This is a genomic window from Microcoleus sp. S13C4, from assembly GCF_036700865.1.
Taxonomy (GTDB): domain Bacteria; phylum Cyanobacteriota; class Cyanobacteriia; order Cyanobacteriales; family Microcoleaceae; genus Microcoleus.
Window position 1 is genome coordinate 1 of record NZ_JAUBPS010000064.1, and the last position, 17,433, is coordinate 17,433.

General features: G+C 48.8%; 24 protein-coding genes. 9 read left to right on the top strand and 15 right to left on the bottom strand.

Annotation, left to right across the window (positions count from 1 at the left end):
- On the top strand, window positions 1-185 hold a 185-nt coding region (locus QT996_RS22280; RefSeq protein ID WP_333048996.1), incomplete at its 5' end, for a CHAT domain-containing protein.
- 93 nt (window positions 186-278) lie between these two features.
- On the opposite strand, the gene QT996_RS22285 is transcribed toward QT996_RS22280, so the two are convergent.
- The 4 genes from QT996_RS22285 to QT996_RS22300 all read right to left on the bottom strand — a co-directional run bounded on the left by QT996_RS22285 (window position 279) and on the right by QT996_RS22300 (window position 3,169).
- Entirely contained in the window at window positions 279-1,274 is a 996-nt protein-coding gene (locus tag QT996_RS22285) for a tyrosine-type recombinase/integrase (protein WP_333048997.1), read from the bottom strand.
- A 93-nt stretch (window positions 1,275-1,367) separates the two neighbouring features.
- Window positions 1,368-1,646 (bottom strand): hypothetical protein, encoded by a 279-nt coding sequence (locus tag QT996_RS22290; protein ID WP_333048998.1) that lies wholly within the window; start codon window positions 1,644-1,646, stop codon window positions 1,368-1,370.
- Window positions 1,647-1,721: 75 nt separating this feature from the next.
- The gene (locus tag QT996_RS22295; protein WP_333049000.1) at window positions 1,722-2,363 is read right to left on the bottom strand and encodes a hypothetical protein; all 642 of its coding nucleotides are present in this window, start codon (window positions 2,361-2,363) and stop codon (window positions 1,722-1,724) included.
- A 221-nt stretch (window positions 2,364-2,584) separates the two neighbouring features.
- Complete coding sequence (locus QT996_RS22300) at window positions 2,585-3,169, bottom strand: hypothetical protein (protein ID WP_333049002.1); 585 nt, start codon at window positions 3,167-3,169, stop codon at window positions 2,585-2,587.
- Between the two features lie 218 nt (window positions 3,170-3,387).
- On the opposite strand from QT996_RS22300, the gene QT996_RS22305 reads away from it, so the two are divergent.
- The 3 genes from QT996_RS22305 to QT996_RS22315 are packed head-to-tail and all read left to right on the top strand — an operon-like array spanning window position 3,388 to window position 5,028.
- Window positions 3,388-3,693: a hypothetical protein gene (locus QT996_RS22305; protein ID WP_333049004.1), complete on the top strand. Its 306-nt coding sequence runs from the start codon at window positions 3,388-3,390 to the stop codon at window positions 3,691-3,693.
- A 32-nt stretch (window positions 3,694-3,725) separates the two neighbouring features.
- On the top strand, window positions 3,726-4,184 hold the full coding sequence (locus QT996_RS22310) for a hypothetical protein (RefSeq protein ID WP_333049006.1): 459 nt from the start codon (window positions 3,726-3,728) through the stop codon (window positions 4,182-4,184).
- Window positions 4,177-5,028 (top strand): 3'-5' exonuclease, encoded by an 852-nt coding sequence (locus tag QT996_RS22315; RefSeq protein ID WP_333049007.1) that lies wholly within the window; start codon window positions 4,177-4,179, stop codon window positions 5,026-5,028. The genes QT996_RS22310 and QT996_RS22315 overlap by 8 nt, the downstream gene beginning before the upstream one ends.
- Window positions 5,029-5,322: 294 nt before the next feature.
- Here QT996_RS22315 and QT996_RS22320 read toward each other — a convergent pair whose 3' ends face one another.
- From QT996_RS22320 to QT996_RS22370, 11 genes are all read right to left on the bottom strand, one after another.
- Window positions 5,323-5,571, bottom strand: a complete 249-nt coding sequence (locus QT996_RS22320; protein ID WP_333049008.1) for a hypothetical protein — start codon at window positions 5,569-5,571, stop codon at window positions 5,323-5,325.
- A gap of 87 nt (window positions 5,572-5,658) precedes the next feature.
- Complete coding sequence (locus tag QT996_RS22325; protein ID WP_333049010.1) at window positions 5,659-6,102, bottom strand: hypothetical protein; 444 nt, start codon at window positions 6,100-6,102, stop codon at window positions 5,659-5,661.
- Between the two features lie 355 nt (window positions 6,103-6,457).
- A complete protein-coding gene (locus tag QT996_RS22330) occupies window positions 6,458-8,485 on the bottom strand; it encodes a hypothetical protein (protein WP_333049012.1) in 2,028 nt (675 codons plus the stop codon).
- Complete coding sequence (locus tag QT996_RS22335) at window positions 8,485-9,033, bottom strand: hypothetical protein (RefSeq protein ID WP_333049014.1); 549 nt, start codon at window positions 9,031-9,033, stop codon at window positions 8,485-8,487. Before QT996_RS22335 ends, QT996_RS22330 begins: the two co-directional genes overlap by 1 nt.
- A gap of 13 nt (window positions 9,034-9,046) precedes the next feature.
- Entirely contained in the window at window positions 9,047-9,769 is a 723-nt protein-coding gene (locus QT996_RS22340) for a hypothetical protein (RefSeq protein ID WP_333049016.1), read from the bottom strand.
- 64 nt (window positions 9,770-9,833) lie between these two features.
- Complete coding sequence (locus QT996_RS22345; RefSeq protein WP_333049019.1) at window positions 9,834-10,124, bottom strand: hypothetical protein; 291 nt, start codon at window positions 10,122-10,124, stop codon at window positions 9,834-9,836.
- 13 nt (window positions 10,125-10,137) lie between these two features.
- On the bottom strand, window positions 10,138-10,353 hold the full coding sequence (locus QT996_RS22350) for a hypothetical protein (protein ID WP_333049021.1): 216 nt from the start codon (window positions 10,351-10,353) through the stop codon (window positions 10,138-10,140).
- A 12-nt stretch (window positions 10,354-10,365) separates the two neighbouring features.
- The gene (locus QT996_RS22355; protein WP_333049022.1) at window positions 10,366-10,569 is read right to left on the bottom strand and encodes a hypothetical protein; all 204 of its coding nucleotides are present in this window, start codon (window positions 10,567-10,569) and stop codon (window positions 10,366-10,368) included.
- Window positions 10,570-10,572: 3 nt separating this feature from the next.
- Window positions 10,573-10,776, bottom strand: a complete 204-nt coding sequence (locus tag QT996_RS22360; protein ID WP_333049026.1) for a hypothetical protein — start codon at window positions 10,774-10,776, stop codon at window positions 10,573-10,575.
- Window positions 10,777-10,778: 2 nt separating this feature from the next.
- Complete coding sequence (locus QT996_RS22365; protein WP_333049028.1) at window positions 10,779-10,955, bottom strand: hypothetical protein; 177 nt, start codon at window positions 10,953-10,955, stop codon at window positions 10,779-10,781.
- Window positions 10,955-11,572 (bottom strand): hypothetical protein, encoded by a 618-nt coding sequence (locus QT996_RS22370; RefSeq protein WP_333049030.1) that lies wholly within the window; start codon window positions 11,570-11,572, stop codon window positions 10,955-10,957. The genes QT996_RS22365 and QT996_RS22370 overlap by 1 nt, the downstream gene beginning before the upstream one ends.
- A gap of 212 nt (window positions 11,573-11,784) precedes the next feature.
- Between QT996_RS22370 and QT996_RS22375 the strand changes: the two genes are divergently transcribed.
- From QT996_RS22375 to QT996_RS22395, 5 genes are all read left to right on the top strand, one after another.
- A complete protein-coding gene (locus QT996_RS22375) occupies window positions 11,785-12,057 on the top strand; it encodes a hypothetical protein (protein ID WP_333049031.1) in 273 nt (90 codons plus the stop codon).
- A gap of 46 nt (window positions 12,058-12,103) precedes the next feature.
- Window positions 12,104-12,676, top strand: a complete 573-nt coding sequence (locus QT996_RS22380; RefSeq protein WP_333049032.1) for a hypothetical protein — start codon at window positions 12,104-12,106, stop codon at window positions 12,674-12,676.
- A gap of 698 nt (window positions 12,677-13,374) precedes the next feature.
- Window positions 13,375-13,689 (top strand): hypothetical protein, encoded by a 315-nt coding sequence (locus QT996_RS22385; protein WP_333049034.1) that lies wholly within the window; start codon window positions 13,375-13,377, stop codon window positions 13,687-13,689.
- Window positions 13,683-16,829 carry a DUF3987 domain-containing protein gene (locus QT996_RS22390; protein WP_333049038.1) on the top strand — a complete coding sequence of 1,049 codons (3,147 nt, stop codon included), beginning with the start codon at window positions 13,683-13,685 and terminating at the stop codon, window positions 16,827-16,829. The genes QT996_RS22385 and QT996_RS22390 overlap by 7 nt, the downstream gene beginning before the upstream one ends.
- Window positions 16,819-17,253, top strand: a complete 435-nt coding sequence (locus QT996_RS22395; protein WP_333049040.1) for a hypothetical protein — start codon at window positions 16,819-16,821, stop codon at window positions 17,251-17,253. Before QT996_RS22390 ends, QT996_RS22395 begins: the two co-directional genes overlap by 11 nt.
- Window positions 17,254-17,433 lie beyond the last annotated feature (180 nt).

The following is a 17,433-nucleotide window of genomic DNA, read 5'->3' on the forward strand; positions in this document are numbered from 1 at the left end:
GTTTGTGGAGTGTAGATGATGAAGGAACTGCTGTGTTAATGCAAAAGTTTTATCAAAAAATGCTGCAACAAAAGTTATCGCCGGCGGCAGCTTTGAGGGCAGCGCAGATCGAAATGATGCAGGAGGAAAAATGGAAATCTCCCTATTATTGGGCTGCTTTTACCTTGCAAGGCGAGTGGAAATGATATAGCGGGCATCATTGGCTATGGTGCAATTGTGGGAGCTGTGGCAACTGTGCAGGCGATCGCCCGCTGAGAACACGGGCAACCGCCGATCGCCTAAAACATCTCATCAAGCAATTCAGTAACGTCTCGCTGGTCACGCCCCCGGTTATCGTCATACACCATCAAGGTATTGAGATTCTTGTGCCTGCTGAGTTTCTGAACTTTTCGCACATCCCCGTCTGTTGCGTCCAGTGCCGCCGTGATTGCCGAGTGACGGATGCGGTGAGGGGACATCTGTTTTTTAATGCCAGCACTTTCACAGTGACGAACAAGAATTCTTCTCAAGCCGTCGCCCGTCAGCCGATGACCTGTATTAGCAAAGTCGAGAGCCGTAAATAGCGGGGCATCTTGAGAGGAATTGCCACCCCTAGCGTCGAGCCAGTCGGTAATTGCCTGAACAGTGGCCGACCCCAAGTCCACCACCTCAGCTTGCGTCCCGCGTCCCTTGCCAAAAATCCGCAAAGTTTTACCGGCCGGGTCAAAGTCTCGAACGTTCAACTGACTGATTTCGTTTCGCCGCAAAGCATTACCCCACAGCAAGCGCAACAAAGCATAGTCTCTCTTACCAGACAAAGTTGCCAGATCGCATTGCTGCAAAATTCGCTCAAAAGTTGGTCGGTCAACCCCAGTCGTGTCGCGGTAGGAAGTGACTTTCTCTCCCTTGATGTCGCCTAAAGTATAGTGACACACGCCGAGCTTGCGACCCATTTCCACCAGACTTTTGACCGCCGCCAGTCGCCGATTAACAGTCGCCTCCTTCAGCCCCTTGTCAATCAGCTTGGCTTTATACTTGAGAACCACCGACACGGCTTGACGCTCTTCTAGGTGCAAGAATTCCAACACATTATCAGGCACGGCGGCCACCCCTGTCATCGTTTGTAGAAAGTCGTTGACATCGCGCTCATAGGCGCGGCGGGTATTTTCGGAGCGCTTGTCGGCAAGTAATTGTTTGAGCACGTCGGGGTCAGTGTCTACAGTATCGAAATATCTCTCAATTTTGGCATCGAGGGAAGCTTCGAGGCGAATGATGGAAGAGTCTGCTTGGTTCATGATTGCGGTCTTGATAATGATAGTTTACGCGAACACTAGGACATAAAGGGGCCCCATCCCGATTTTTAGGAGATGGGGCAAGGGGCGCGGGGGCTAGTTGGTGGCGGGTGCGTACTCAGTCACGCGGCGGGCGAAGTCAATCTCGGCCTGAGCAAGGTTGGCGAAGTAGTGGCCGTGATGAAAGCCGCCGTCCTGTGAATTGTAGAAGTGGGTTGCGTACTGTTCGCCACGTCGCCGGAGTACCAGAAAGCCGGGGGCCTGACCGCCACCACCGGGGATGGGGTGCGACTTAATAATCTGCTGAGCTTGGAGGAATTCGGCTGCTTTCTGATCGAGATAATTGTCCCAGCCCTTTTGTGATATAGATTGCATTGTTTTTTCCTGTGTTGATTGGTGGTAGAAGTGCGGGCCCCGATCGAAGGGTGCGAGGCCCACAAGCGCGATCGACTATTCGGGAAGCTCGATACCGTTGCAATCTAGGTGCTCCATCAGATCGAAGCCTTCCCAGTTCCCGGTCAGCTCAGCTTCGTACTTGAGCGAGGCAATCTCCCAGCCGTTTCCGATCGTCCAGTAAAGCCCAGCTTTGTCGCCATCCCAGCTTACGTTCCAGCCCTTGACATCTTCGCGGCTCTTTATTAACTTGCCGAATTTGATGCCAATAGCTGCTAATTCCTCCCGAATAATTGCCAGTTGGGATATGGTTCGATCGTGCGTTTTAGCGATCGGCTGAACCCGGCCGCGTCCGTTGTCGCCACGGTTGGGCGGTTCGTCGCCGTTAGTCCCGATGGCTGCGGGTGTGGGTGTGGGTGCTGTGGGTGCGGGTGTTTGGGCGATCGGCGTGGCAATAACCCATTCCTCAACGTGCTGATCGTCGCAGTTCGGGAAAATCACGACTAGGCAAACCCGACCATCTTTCAAGATTTCCTTATTGACCACGCGGGCGATCGGGCAGAACGGCTTACGAATTACATCTCCTGGTTGGGCTGCTGCTGTTGCGTCTTCCCAGATTTTGGGTTGAGTTGCCCTGGTGAAAAATGCAGGGGAAGTGGGGCGGGCGATCGTCGTGGCTGTACTTTCGAGTAAAATCATGGCTATGTCCTTTGTTGGGCTGAACCACCGCTTTTTGCCTGAGAAACTTGGAGCGGTGGTTTTTAGTTGCTAGATATATACTAGCAGTATGTCTAGTTATTGTCTAGCAATTAAGCTAGTATTTGTGTCTAGTAATTCTGATGAGTCAGCGCTAGTACATTTGTCTAGCTTATGTCTAGATACCGCTAGCGATTGATGGTTCGCTAGCGGTCGGGCAACTGCTAGCTAACGGCTAGCACCTCAGCTTTTGTAACCAGGACTTTCAACCTCGCAGCGATGTTGACCCGGTTGCCCCTTGCATCCGCGCCTTTAGCTTTGGCAAGCTTGCGAATGTCAGCGAGTGACATTTTGTTGAGTAGCGTTTCGATGTCTGTAGCGGGTGACTCTGGCGCTGTCGGTGCGATCGTTTCTACTGGTGTAATGTCGGCTGGTGTGGACTGAACATCAATCACTGATTCATCTGGCACTGTCTGTGACTCTGGCGCGGTTGGTGCGAAAGGCTCCGGTTCGATCGGTTGTGTCGGTGCAGTGTCGGCTGGGGACAGAATGCCGATCGCATCGGTGGTGAATTTGATGGTCAGCGCGTCTTTGAAAGTGTCGATTTGTGTGGGGTCAACATGGGTGAGCATAATCAGCGCGGTATCGACTTGAGACAGTGCCGATTGGATAGCTTGCTCGACTGAAAGCAACTGTTGGCGGTAGTCTTGAAGCTCGCTCAGTTTGGTTTGGAGCGCGGTGATTTGAGACTGAGTATCGGCGATCGAAGCGTCAACTTGGTTGAATTTGGCGGCGAGTACGTTAATCATTGTGGCGTCCTAGGTGTGGCGTGAAGTGTGTGCAGCGGGCGGGTTGTGTCGTTCCCCCTCAGCTATATTTATATACTAGCAGTATGTCTAGCATTTATCTAGCAATTAGTGTCTAGTATTTGTTATAGCATTAATGCTAGTATATATGTCTAGCTTATATACTAGCATTAATGCTAACAAGGTGCTAGATTGTAGCTAGTTTATTACTAGACAGAATTATGACAAGCGAAACTAATAAGCCCGAAACCTCTACGACTAAACGGCTCCAGCTCAATTTGAGACTGGACGGACGGGAAGACTTGCTAGAAGCTATCAAGGCCACCGCCGAAACCAATGGCTTAAGCGTCAATTCTTGGGTTGTGGGGTTGCTGGAGTCAGCGACGGGGATGAAGCCTGCTAGTGCAGCACCGGCAGGTGGGGATTTAGAATCAACCATCGCCCCCCTGCTAGACAAGTTGCTAGCAGAGAGGTTAGCAGAGAAGTTAGCCAGCTTTGAGGAACGGCTGGGAAAATTGAGAGCCTGAGCGAGGGCAACGATGAATCGCTCAGGCTTGAATTGCAGGCTGATGTAGGTTGGATAGAGCAAGAATTGAACGAGGTTCGCGGTAATTGCAGGGTACTCGAAGCCGAACGCGACAAAGCCTGCGCCGATCGCCAGCAAGTCGAGGCTCAACTCTCCGAGCTAAAAGAGGAATTGGCAAAGGAAAAGGACAATTACTCAACACTGGTAATCATCAGCCAGCAACTTAATCAGCAGCTTGAGACGGAGCGGGCCGATCGCCAGCAAGTCCAAGCTGAACTCTCCGACCTGCAAAAACGACTGAATGAAGCTGAACAGAATGGAACGCCTGTCCCCGACTTGCGCGGCAAGGTTGGCGATATTGCAAGCTTCTTTAAAACTCTGCTAGCCAAAGATACCAAGCTGGTCAAAGATATAAAGCAAGACAAAGACGTAAAGCTACCCAAGGATACTATCTCGAAAATTGAGGAGATTTTAGGGGGTGGCGATGGATAAATTGGATGAGTACAAATGGTGGGGGAAACCCGGCGAACCTCCCCCAAATCTGAAAACCAAAAAGCAGCTCGCAGAACTGGGTTTATCGCCATTAAAAGCAGTCGGAATTATCAGGGCGCAAAAGTACGACGTTTTGCTCTATGACCCCGATAACCCAGAATCCTGCCGCCCAAAAAGAAAACCGACAGAAAAGCAACTCGAAACGCTTGCTGCTAACCGTGAGAAAGCTCGAATCAAGCGCGAATATAACGACTGGTACAACAGCCGGGAACGTCTGATTGAGCAGGATAGAGTCGCGGCTATACGCTGGGCCCGTGACGAATTAACCAGGGATGACTGGGTAATTCTGGATACCGAGACAACCGGGCTGCACAATGCTGAGATTGTGGAGATTGCGATCGTCAGTCATGTTGGCGCAACACTGCTTAATACCCTGGTTAAGCCCTCAATTCCTATCCCTGCTGATGTTGTCGCCATTCACGGCATCAGTGACGAGATGGTAGCAAATTCGCCCTCTTTTTCCGAAGTTTACCCGCAGATTGTAGAGGTGCTTGAAGGCAAACGGGTCTTTATCTACAATGCTGCTTTTGATATCAAAATTTTGGATTATTGTCGCAAGCTGCACGGTTTAAAAAGTTTCAATTTGAGCAAGCGCTACGAGTGCATCATGGAATGGCACGCGCAGTGGGCAGGAGACTGGAGCGACTATCACGAGGGCTATCGGTGGCATCCGCTGTGTGGCGGACATCGAGCGCTAGACGATTGTCTAGCAGCACTAGACAGAGTTAAAAAAATTGCTGCTGACTCTGATACATTTCATTGCCCCGTGCCACGGCCTGAATAGATTCTGCGAACATTGAGAAGTCCTGAGACGACACATCCCACGGACATTAGGAATAGATAGCCCGGTTAATGCCGGGTTTTTTTGGCTTGCCCGATCGCACCCCAAAACAAAGAGCCCCCAGCGTGATGCCGAGGGCTTTTTTAATGAAGGGTATTAGTAATTGGTAATTGGCAATTGGTTTCATCCTTTTGCCCCATGAGTACCACTGTAGCGTTATCAGCCATCAAGTCGCGCCACACCGTCAAATCATGCCTGACAACGTAGCGCTTGGTTAGGTTGTCGATGTTCAGCGGTTTAGCTCTTGCAGAATTCGATTAAAGCTTCACACTCAATTCTTGACCGAAACCAGTTCATCGGCTTGATGGTGAATTTTTCCTCATTGCAGGACGAAGAGATGAAACCTTCATCCTCAAAACAGCCACCTACTTCGTACAGGCTTGTTAATTCGCTTAGCAATTCTTGCTTGTACTCCTCTGGTGCTTTTTCTAGGTTTGCCCCCCACATTTTCGTACAGACATCGTAAAAGCTTTTATCTCCTATCATCTTTTTTTCTCCTATTAGTTCTTAGTTCGTTTCAGTCAAATCGCACTTAACACAGTCGCGCGTCGCGCTCGGTTATGTTGGCGATGTTTAGCGGGCGATGTTCAGTGCGGCCAGTCGATCATCACTCAATTGTTGTAATTGCTGGGGCGGTTGCCAGCGATGACCCCAGAACTGGCGAAGTTTGTAAAGTGCGATCGGCTTAGGTAACAGTTGGGCTGATTGTACCCAAACCCCAATACCTGATTCCTGATTGCAGTAGTAAGCATCGAACTGTTGGCGCGTCACCCTTGCCAGTTGCCCTTGCTCCGATGCCCGCCACAGTCGAGTTATAGGCAGTATTTCACGCTTTAGAACCCGGACAATTCCTAGCAGTTCACCCACTGGCAAGGTGGCATAAATTGCAATAGTATCGCCCGGTTTTAGGGATGCGCCGAAATTGCCTTTTCTGAGTTCGATTGTTTTTGGGTTGTGGACGTTAAAGAACGCATCAGCCCATGTCGGACGGACTGAGATTAGGTATGTATTCGTCATCCCAAATTCCCTCCTTTCTCGCAGTGTTCTTTAACGTATCTGATTGAACTTGCTAAACATTTACAGAATCTTTCATCTTCCCCGATAGGTGTTGCGCTCCCTCCCCAGCCAGTAATTTCATAACGGAGATAAGGGCTTCCCGCGTACTCGATTTGACCGATTACAACGGCAGGCTTGGAGCTTGGGTTTTCTTGGATTACGTGATAGTTATTAGTCCGCATTGTTTGTTTTCCTTCAGTTGTAGTCGTAGCTGTTTACTTCGTCAGATGGAACGATGTCACCGCGCTTGACCAGCTCGGCAAAGATGGCATCGAAAACTGCATCCAAGATGCGGGTCGGGAAGAGTCTTATAAACTTACTGAGCATCGTCGTTACCCTCTCCTTTCATTAAGTTCTCAAGCATGGTTCTTGCATCTGTGTAGCGGTGATTGTTTCTCCCCCCATCCTTTAGACCCCAGAGCAACCAAATCGTTTTTTGTTTGCCTAACTTTTTGGCGATTAATAACCTGGCTAGTTGCACCCGTTTCTCATGCTCTTTTAACGGAAATTCGTCAGAGAATACAGGTGCGGAAGCTTCCGTAAGCACGTCCGCCAAATAGTCCTCTAAACTGCGTTCTGAGGCTTCCAAATCTTCCGAGCCTTCCGAGCCTTCCGAGCCTTTCTCTCCCTTCCCGTAAGGGTTATAGAGGTTTCCCAAATCTTGGGCGGGTTGCGCTTTATCCTTCCCAGATGAACTGGCAGTGGTGTCGGCTTGACCGTTGGAAGCTTCCGCGTCGGACACAATTTGATGCTGTTGTTGGTAGTGCCTAACGTCCGCTTGAAGGCAAACTGTAGGGGGTTCTAAAGTGGACATCATAATCGGTCGTTCGTGCTGTTTGGATATGGGTTTGAGTTCGTTAAATTCGACTAATAACGCCTGCCGTACTTCCTTGTTTTCAATGATGGAATGAGTCGCAATCATGTTTGCGAGAACGCCGTAAGAATCATTCACGAAACCAAATTCATCGGTGTAATAGTTGCCTAACCCAATAAGGTTAAAGTTCTGGCGGATGTTGGAATCGGCTTTCATGCCAATAGCCAGCAGATAGAAGCTCTGCAAGTCTGCCCAAAAACCGACGTTAAAATCTCTCCCGTTCAAGCCAATATCACACAACTCCACTAGGTAATTTGATGCCTTTACGTCGGGATGAGAAGCCATTTCTTGTAACGCTGAGTTGATACTCAACCAGTCAGCCAGCAGCAATCGCACGGGCGACATACTTGCTCTTTCGTTTTCTTTTTTTCTCCTTCTGGTGTCGTAAATTTCCCAAACGTGATGGATTCTGTCGAGCGTAGCTTTGAGGTTGGTGATTTCAAAAAGTAGGACTCTGCCCTTCTCTCTCAGCCCACAATAACTATCATTTTTCTGTGAGATTACCCAGAATTCAGTATCAGGGCATTTCTCTAAAAGCAGCGAGATTAAAGCTGCTTGTGTGACCGTCTTTCCCCCTCCACTTCCGGCAATTAAAAGCAGGGATAGTCGAGAGCCAGCGACTTGTTTGAGGATGGCAATTGCCTTGGTTTCGGAGGGGTGAAGTAGACGCGCTACTGTTGCCGATTCAATAGCTGAAGCCGAACCCGAATCTACTTTGTCGCTAGGGTTGTTAATGCCGTCTAATGTTTGCGTTCCCGTCAACTGAAACGGAGTCTTTTGGTTTCGCAAAAAGGCGATGTATTCTTGCTTTTTGTCCTCTGGTAATCCAGCAGTTTCTGCCTCGAAAACTGCTTCCTCAGCCTCCATTTGAGCGATGCGGATGTCGGCTTCGCCCAGAACCTCGCACTGTTTCAAAATCACGGCGCAATCGTTAGCGGTAGCTTCCACATCACCCTCGGCTTGCACTTCCTTAATCCTCATAGCCCGGTAATCTTCCAGTAGTTCGGTACGAGCATTCAGTTGACCTTTTGCCAAGTCCCGCTTCTCTGCAAGAATCTCATAATTTGCGAGTTGACGCTCGGAGTTTTGCAGGCTCCGAAACCCAACACCCGCAGCCCAAAAACTACATCCAGCAAGCGCCATCCACAATGCTTTATGTGGATTGGTAGCGGGTATTTCCTTGTGGAAAACTACGTTGGGATTAGCCTTCCATTTCTCTGCGTGGTACTCGGTCATTATGTACGGTTTGCCTGCCTTATCAACGCATTGCAAGGCTTGTTTATTGCGGATGCAGAGTTGCACCCGATTGCTTGCGGTTCCCTGAATTGCGGTTATCCCGCTATACACCCCCAGTATCAGTGCCAGGGCAACTGCCGACAGCTTGCTAGCAACCGGGAGCCTTTCAAAGGTCAACAACAGAGCGCGGTTTGACTTAAGCAATTGAGCGTGTTTTTCGGTCAAGGGTGTCATTACTTGCTGACTCCTTTGGCTTTGAAGACTAAGCAAAAAACGATGAGGACAAGCGCAATTGAAGGCAAGTAATCAAAGTTACTGGAAGCAGGTTTTTTTACCGTCTGAATTTCTTTTATACCTGTCTCTAGGCGTGGCTCTGCATCGCTTACTTGCTGCAATTCAGTAACTGGCTCAGCAAGAGTAGCAATCATGCCAAGCGTCACTCCAGCGCCAACAATTGCAGTAGGTAAGCGATGCTTTGATTGCCCGGTAATCTTGGCTGCTAAGTAAATCTGGTAGATACCAATTGCAACTACTGAACCGCCTGCGACTTGCATGATATGGAATGCGAAAACCACGGCTGAACCTAACAGTGTGGGTGCGACTACTTCGCAGAGATTGGCGGCATCCCGGTATTGACGTTCGGCATTGGTTTCCTCCGGTTGCGGTTGGTCAATTGTTGGTGCTGCTGTAGCTTGATATTGCTGTTGCTGTTGCTGTTGCTGTTGTTGGTGCTGTCCCCCCACAAAAGAGAGGGGACTTGCCCCGATAAAACCTTCGTGCATAGTCCCCTCACTTTTAACGGTTGTTGAAATTCATTACATTCGCAAACCAGCCCCCAAATCCTCTAGGCGAACCAGTTGCCGACACGCTGGCGCTGTTGTTGCTGACAGATCCAATAGTCACTGGCACTTTTTCCTGAATCCCTTTGTCCGAGCCGACCGTTGCGCGACTGAGCAGCTTCTGTCGGCGTTCTCGGAGCGATTCTTGGATGGTTTGACGCTTGGACGCCACCTCACCCCTGTTTGCGATAGCTTCCATCTTGTTCTCGTGTCGCCACAGCTCAGCCTGTAAGTCGCCTGTGAGCTCAGAAGCAATCTCGGCTAACCCGTGCTGACGCTTGGTTTCAATCTTCAGCATCGCTGCTCGGTCTTTCGCGTCTAGTTGCTCCATCTCCGAGCCAAATTCCGCATTGAGCTTGCGGATTTTAGCGATGGCATTCCCGACTTTGGAGCCGAATTTCTTCCGAATTTCCGTCCAAGTAACCTGTCCATCAGCGATTTTTCCCAGCGCTTCCAGATAGGTTTCAGCATTATCCAAAAACGGCTCCAAAACTAGGGCAAGCTGTTCGGCATTAGCAGCTTTATCGGCCATTGCTTCAAGCTTTGTGACATCGCTCAAGTATGAAAGAATGTCCGCTTCTGTATCAGCCCAATCTCCCGCTTTTTCATCAATATACGGGCTGTGTCCGGCTGCTGGGTTCCTTATTGCTACGCTGCTGGTGTCTCGTCCAAAATCCATAGTAAAATCTCCTTAGATGATTCCCCCAGCGCAAGCTAGGGGATGATTTACGCGGCCAGCCGATTTACTTTCTCAGGGCGATCGGCTGGCTTTGATTTGTCATTTGGTTGAGCTTGTCAGATACTCGATCGCCCGCCGGGTGACCAATAACGGGCAACAACTCCCCGCGCCGCCAGCTTTCCGAAAGTTCGATCGCTGTTGCCAAGTCCAGTCCAACAGCCATAAATTGGCACTCCGGGAATCCGAGGTTATCGCAGTTGATGCACGGACGCTCTGGCTCATCGGTAACAGGCGGCTGCAACATTGCCCAGATTTCTGGATTGGATTCAGGCGTAATTTCAAAAACTTTGGTCATTGCTCAATCCCTCCTATTTAGAAACGCTTCCAGCATCATCTGAATTCAGATTAATGCTGTTGTTAATAGTCACGTTGCCGTGAATTATTGTCGGTTCGGGAACTCGCTTTGCGCCAGATTGATAGCCTGTATCAAAGCCAACTGCAAAAACGAGAGCGCCCCCTATAAGCACACCCCCAACCATTATCTTGGTCAGGTTTTTATCGAAGTTGTCATCATCGTTAAGCATCACTTAAGCCTCCTATTCGGTTACATGAATCTCTGTGTTTGGTGGCCACTTCAAGCCATCGGTTTCGCCATCTACTTCAATCAAGATTAGCTCTGCTTTTGTTTGACAGTCGGTCACTTCGGCTACCCTAGAAACTGTTTGGTTTGCCGTTCCCCAACCTGGCCAGAAGTTAACTATGTCGCCTTCCTCGATTTCGCTTGCTTTCTTGGTTTTCAATAATTAAACCTCCTCAGCCTTAACGTCAACTGCGTCGCCATCTTTCGATAAATCCTTGCGCTCTGGAGTTGGTGACTTGTGATTGATGACTGTTCCAGCAATGTAGTCGCCTTTGATGTTCTCGACGTAGTTTCCGCCGTTGGTGTTGATGACTCGCTTGCCGGGTTTACCGTCGTCAAAAACTACACCGTTAATAATTCGTACCATTTTCACTCCCTCAAACTGTTAATTTGCCCAATCACTGCAATCGCTATAGCATCCGCTACTCCTTCCTCTCTTAATTGCAGGGCAGCAGCCTGTAAAGCTTCCTGCGGGCGGGTTCCTACAACATTAAAGGTTCGAGTTGTTTTACATTCCCGCTGCACTTTTACTTTGTAAAAAGCCATTATTCAGCCCCTCCCAGCTTCATTGCCCGCAGTTGTGCCAGAACTTCAGCTTGTGCCTTCTGTTCAGCTTGAAACACTGCGAGAGCTCGTGCAGCCCCACGGTTTTGAGCTGCGTTGATTTCGGCATTATCCAAGTCAGCATCGCGCTGTTGAGCTGCTTGGTTTTCGGTTGCGATTTGTGCCAGAAGTTGCATCACGTTTTGGTTCAGAGATGCCGAAGTAGAAGTCGCATTTTGGTTCAATTCGGTAATTCGCCGATCGAGCGCGGGCGTATATTCGGCAATTGTCAGGGCCGAGCCTTGGGAAGGAGCGGACGCGGTTGGTGCGGTTTCTACCAGTTTCCGCAGTTCGCTGAGTTTTCCAGCATTCAGTAGTTTGCAAGCTTTCAAGGCAAGCTCAGAGTATTGGGTTGCCCGCGCAGCGCCACGGCGAAGGGTTGCAATATCCAGCCCGTAGATGCTCTGAAGCTTGGAAATCGATTGTTGGAGTCCTGCTTTGCTCAGTCGCAGCAACCCTTGAATTTGCACCGCAGAGTACCAGGTTTCCTCGTTTTCTGGCTCAGGATTATCGATTGGCTCGACTTCAACGTCAATTACAGCAAGGCTTTCTGGTTCCATAGTTTAGTCTGTCTCAGAAACGATATTTATCGATAAAAACGATTTCTATCGATATGTGTGTTAGTGTATCAGTGCATCGGTGCATTAGTCAACTAATACTTTTTGGCTCTTGTTCTCGAATAAATTGATGGCTTTATGCCTTAATGCCTTGTTGCTCAAATAAACTGGTGGATATGTCCATCAGCAAAAGGGGTAATGTGGCAAAAGGAGAGATGTCAATTCGGGTCTATCTGTTACCCGAATTAAAAGACAAATTTAAAACAGCTTGCTTTCTTAATGGGCTGAATATGTCGGATGTTACCGCCGCACTTATTGAAGAATGGGTGGCGAAAAATGCTGTAGACCTACCAGCATCCCAAAGAATTTCTAAGACGCAAACCGAAACTGGTTCCCCCGACCCGCAGCCCACCGAGCCGGAGCCAACAGCAGTGGAAACAATCACAGCGAAGGCTAAGCGGGGTAAGGCAAGTAAAGGTGCTAGTTGATGTCTAGCAACTATTTAGTAAATGTCTAGTAAAGGAGAAGATTTTAGTGACCGAATCAGTTAGAGCCGTTCGGGCTTCAGTGCAAATAGGTTCCCTTACAGTCGATGGGTTCATGTTGCCAGACGGCAGTTACCGGATGAGCCAAACACAGGCGGCGGAATGTGTCGGCTTGTCAGAAAGAAACGCCCGCGAATTTTTGCAATCAAAAGCACTGAAATCTTTACTGGGAGAAGGTTATACGCCCGCGACTTCTGAAATAGAACCCGATGCACAGCAAGTGCGTGGGAGCAGTCGAATTCGGGCTTTACCGTTGGAAGTTGTCGGAGCTTACTGGTTATGGCAAACGGCACGAGGAAACAAGACAGCGTTAAGTCTGGTCATGTCTTTGTTGACTGAAACTCTCGAACGTCGCTTTGACGCTGCCTTCGGTGTTACTCGCACCGAGACTGAACGAAACGAGCTTTTGAGCCAGCGAGTTCAAGAACTCGAACAAGATATCCGAGAAGCGTTTTGGGTTGACGATGAAGCCAGAATCGAACGCGACCACTACGAACGGCTGCTCAGAGAGAACGGCATCGACCCTTGGAAAATTCCGGGGACAGGTGACGAGTCTGACTGAGCGGCAGCAACAGCAAAACCGACTATCCCGTCTCAGCTATTCCGCCGATCGACTGTGTGGAGTTTTGGCGGTGCGGTCGATCGGTCATCACATTTGCTTAAAAATCTAGGAAGTTCACTAAATCCAGTTTTTAGAGTTTTTGAGCAGAGTTCTTTGTGACTGAACAACCGTAAACTCACTAAATCCTTTGTACAAAAGTGTTTGAGGGCTTGCACTGAACAAGTGCAACTTCTTTTTGATATCTTATGGCTTAATCAAACACTGAAAATCGGAAAATTAATCGGCTGTTTTTTTGCTTTAAACCTTGAACCCCTCGATCGCTATGGCTTTCACGTGTATAATAAATTTATTAACCGTTGAGAAAGCCGTTATGCTACCGAGTACCAGAAAGCTGAGAGTGGGATTAGCTCTGTCGCCAGAATTGATAGCGGAAGCTGATAAATTTGCTGTACCTTTTGGAGTGTCACGTTCTCTGTTCTTTGAAGAGGCTATGTGGATTTATTTAGACCATCTAGATAGATACGTCAAATCTGAAGCCAAAACACAGACACACAATGAAAAAACGCTGAGGGTCTAGCCTGCACAGCGCTTCTTAGTATTATTTATACACCCTCTAACTTTGTTTTTAAATCCGGCAAGATTTTTACGAAACAAAGTTAGAGATCACGCCACCAGTAGTGGTGGTTATTAACAACATAATGACACATTTTGTATCACAACGCACGCGCTCCATAGGCGCTGTGGCGGTTGGTGCTAGCTTGCGAGCTAGCCTTCGCGTTATCTGTAGCGGTGCGATCGAGCAAATTCTGAATGCTTACACTACCCATAGCGGTGAAGATCCTGCAAAGCCTTGTGCTGATTTGATTTTACCACAAACCCCTGTAAATACGCGACATAACCGGGGATTTTTGGGAGTTAGCCTTGTCGCCCAATCCACGAAATCCGCGCAAGCAAACCGGGGATTCTCTGCTGTTGGTTTTGAAGCAGCGATCGGGGGTGCGGCGTCATGGTAGCTAATTTCACTGGCTCGACACAAAAACTCACCAACAGCAGCAAGTCCAATCCTTGCCCCGTGTGCGGCCGTATTAAAGATGGAGACTGCCGCATTAGTCAGGACGGCGGGATGGTTCTCTGCCATCAGAACTTCGATCACGTCAAAACCCAACAGCCCGACCTGTGGCACTTTAACGGCACAAGCTCGGACAATCGCTGCGGTATCTACGTTTTCAAAGAGCCAACCACTAAGAGCATCCGCCCCAAGCAAACTCGTTACTGGGAATATCCGGCCCGCGATGGTTCCCGATTAGTCCGCGTGGTGCGGATTGATGATGGTGAGGGTAGCAAGAAAATCTGGCAGGAGCACTGGGACGGCTCCAGGTGGCAGAAGGGGATAGACAATGTTGTCAACATCCCGATTTACCGATATCAGGAAATTCAAAAGGCGATCGCTAACAATGAACCCATTTACATAGTCGAAGGGGAACCGTGCGCTGACTTGCTCTGGAAGCTTGGATTAGCCGCCACTACTAATATCGGTGGGTGTCACGGGTTCGCTCAAAGCGATGCCCAGGACTTGCATGGTGCAGAGGTTGTTGTCATAGTTCCCGATCGGGATATAAAAGGAATTCAGCACGCCGCAAAAGTGGAGGAATACTTTCCTCACGCTCTCTGGCTCTATCCCTTCCCAGAATCAAAGGTTTGGGAAAATCTGCCCAAAGACCACGGCTTAGACATCGCCGATTGGATTGAACACCACAAAATAACCGCAGATGATATCAAAGGGGCGATTGGAGAGAAGAAAGTTTTGCAGCCTCCAAGTCCACAGACAACATCAAAAGTTGTCCGACCGCCTCAATTTCAAGTCCCTCCATTTTCCGAGCTAGGCCGCGATATCGACGCACTCATAGAAGCCGACCTAAAAAAATCTGAGCTAACTCTTAAAGTTGCGGCACTTTCTGAAAACTACCGACAATCTCCTGCAATAATTTGGAAGATTTATCAGGAAAAAGAAGACGAATTAGAACAGCAAAACAATCAGGATTCTATAGCATCCGAGCTTGCTCAATTACTTACTTCAAAATCTGTAAGAATAAACCTGGTAGAAATCCTTCCCCAAGGATTAGCAGAGGGAATTACAAGATTAGCTCAAGCACTCAATATCAAGCCTGAATGCTATGTGTTGGCTCTACTCACCCAAGTTTCGGCACTGTTGAAACCGGGGACTAGCACAATGCTTTATCCCCAAACTAATTTTAAAGTTTGCCCTAATTATTTTGGTGCAACAATAGGGGAAAGCTCACAAAAGAAAACTCCGATCAAGGTAGCTATAATTAGCGAACCAATGGAGCAATTAATTGACGCTGGTATACAATCCTTTGAAGCTGCAAAAATTGCTTATGAGGAAGAATTCAATCTTTGGAAAAAGAACACGGAAGCTGATAAAGGCTTGATGCCTAAGCCACCAGCACAACGGATTTACCACATAACAACTGCAACAGGTGAATCCATACCAAAGCAAGCGGCAAGGATGCCAGACCAATCATTGCTATGGGTAGCTGATGAACTTGCCGGAACATTCAAATCTGCCAACCAATACCGAGGCGGGAAGGGCTCAGACGAGGAAGATTTACTCGAATATTGGAGTGGCGGTGGGGCTGCTGTGCTACGGGCTGAAGGGTTAACGGTCAACGCCCGTAGAATTGGGCTATCAATCTTTGGAAATATTCAGCCAAAAGTATTAGCGCAATTCCTCAAAGACGGCAACGACGATAACGGCAAGTTTGCGCGGTTTGACTTTGTACAGCAACCATTAGCTGCTACAGAGCTATTTGAGGACGCGCCAAACGTGAATATCTCTCCTATGCTGGCAGACCTGTACAAACGCCTAGACCCGTTACCCGCGCAAAAATTCAAGCTAGATAAAGAAGCTCGGAAAGCATTTATTGCGTACAACAATCAATGTGAACGAGAACGGGTTAACCATCCCAAACAGGGGATGCGAGCAATGCTGGGTAAGGCTCCTGAGAAAGTGGGCAAGGTCGCTACCATCCTACATTGCATTGATAGTGCATTTAGATGTGTTGAGATTTCGGAAAATATTCCCGTTGAGATTGTGCAAGCTGCTATCAAGTGGGTGACTTACACCACAAGCCAAGCTTTGAGCGTAAATCTAGAAATTTGCGATGCCACAGCGCTTGCCCCCAATCTAGACAAGATTATTTCTTTAGCAAGGAAGAAGGGAGGAATAGTTAGCGCTCGCGACGCTCAAAACAGTTTCGATCACAAGCTCAAAATTAAGTCGCAGCAAGTAAAAGAGTGGTTTACGCAACTTGAGGCAATGAAGTACGGGAAGGTGAGCACAGTAAAAAAATCGGTTTTGTTTACTCTGGCTGCGGACAATGACGCTACTGTAGTCAACTGTAGTCAGACTGTAGATAAAGAGAAACTACAGTTGGAATCCTTACACCACAAGGGTTTAACACCTACTGTAGTCACTGTAGTCAGTGATTCCCCACCTTCAGGAAAATCAAACAATCAATTACTGGATTCACAAAATCAATCTCCAACTACACCTACAGTGACTACAGTAGTCTCAAACGTAGAGCCAGAAAGGATTGAGGTTGACTACAGTACGCCAAAACCTTTGACTACAGTAACTACAGCCAGCACAGAACCAGAAACAGTACCGCCAGCACCGCCGATCGCGCCGCCGGAGCCGGAAACAGCACCAACAGCACCAACTGTACCAACACCACCAACAGTCGCACCCATCGCAGATGAGTTGCCGTCACCGACAATCATCAAAAACATTCGAGAAGCCATCGCCAACATTGACCAAGCTGCTGCAAAGATTACTTGGCAGAAAATCAAAAACTCGGCAACTCAGAAGGAAGCGCTAAAAGCCGATCTGGAGCCTGATGAAAATCTGAATTTCCGGCTGCTGCTAAATACTGGCTGGCTCAAGGGTACGCAGGTACGGTACACCGGAACGAAATTTGCGGAACAGTATGCGGGTATCGAATTAACGGTTGAAGATTTGCGAGACCGGAACGGAATCACCTGCCGGAAGCCTGACGGAAGCTACACCGCCGACCTGGATAAGGAGGATTTAGAGAAGCTTGAGCAGCCGGAGGTGGTTGGAGATGTCGAATAATTTAGTCGCTGTCCGATCGCCCGCGCCCGTACAGCTCGACCCCGCCGCGCACGACGAATGCCTAGAATTCATCCGCGTCGCCCTCGCCAGCAACGATCGCGAAGTTGCTCAAGACGTAGCCGCCATCCTCAAAGAAGTCTGTCAAAACGGCCACGCCGATCGCGCCGCCATCTGGGCCGACCTAACCCCGATCGAACAGCAGCAATTCCAAGAATTGTTAAGCCCGCCGCCACTTGCCCATGACTTTGCCCGCAGAATCCGAGAGACTATTGGCTACCAGTCCCCGGCTGTGGCTGGTGCGGTTCAGACTGATTTGGAAAGGGCGATCGACGCTGGCGAATTGGTGGCGACGGATGTGGTGGAAGTTCTAGCTCGGTCTGAATTGGCGGAGTTCGATTGGCTTTTGGGTTTGCGTCGCGCATAAAAACTGATATTTTTTCATATTTTTTCATAGCCAAAGCTAACGAAAGCTAACCAAGCCGATCGCCCCTAACCTCTATCCCTGCTTGCTTTTTCAGTTCCGGGGACGCGAAAAAGCGACCAGGGATAGAGACATAAATTTTGCATAAATCAGCATATTTGTACATATTGCTGCTGTTGACTT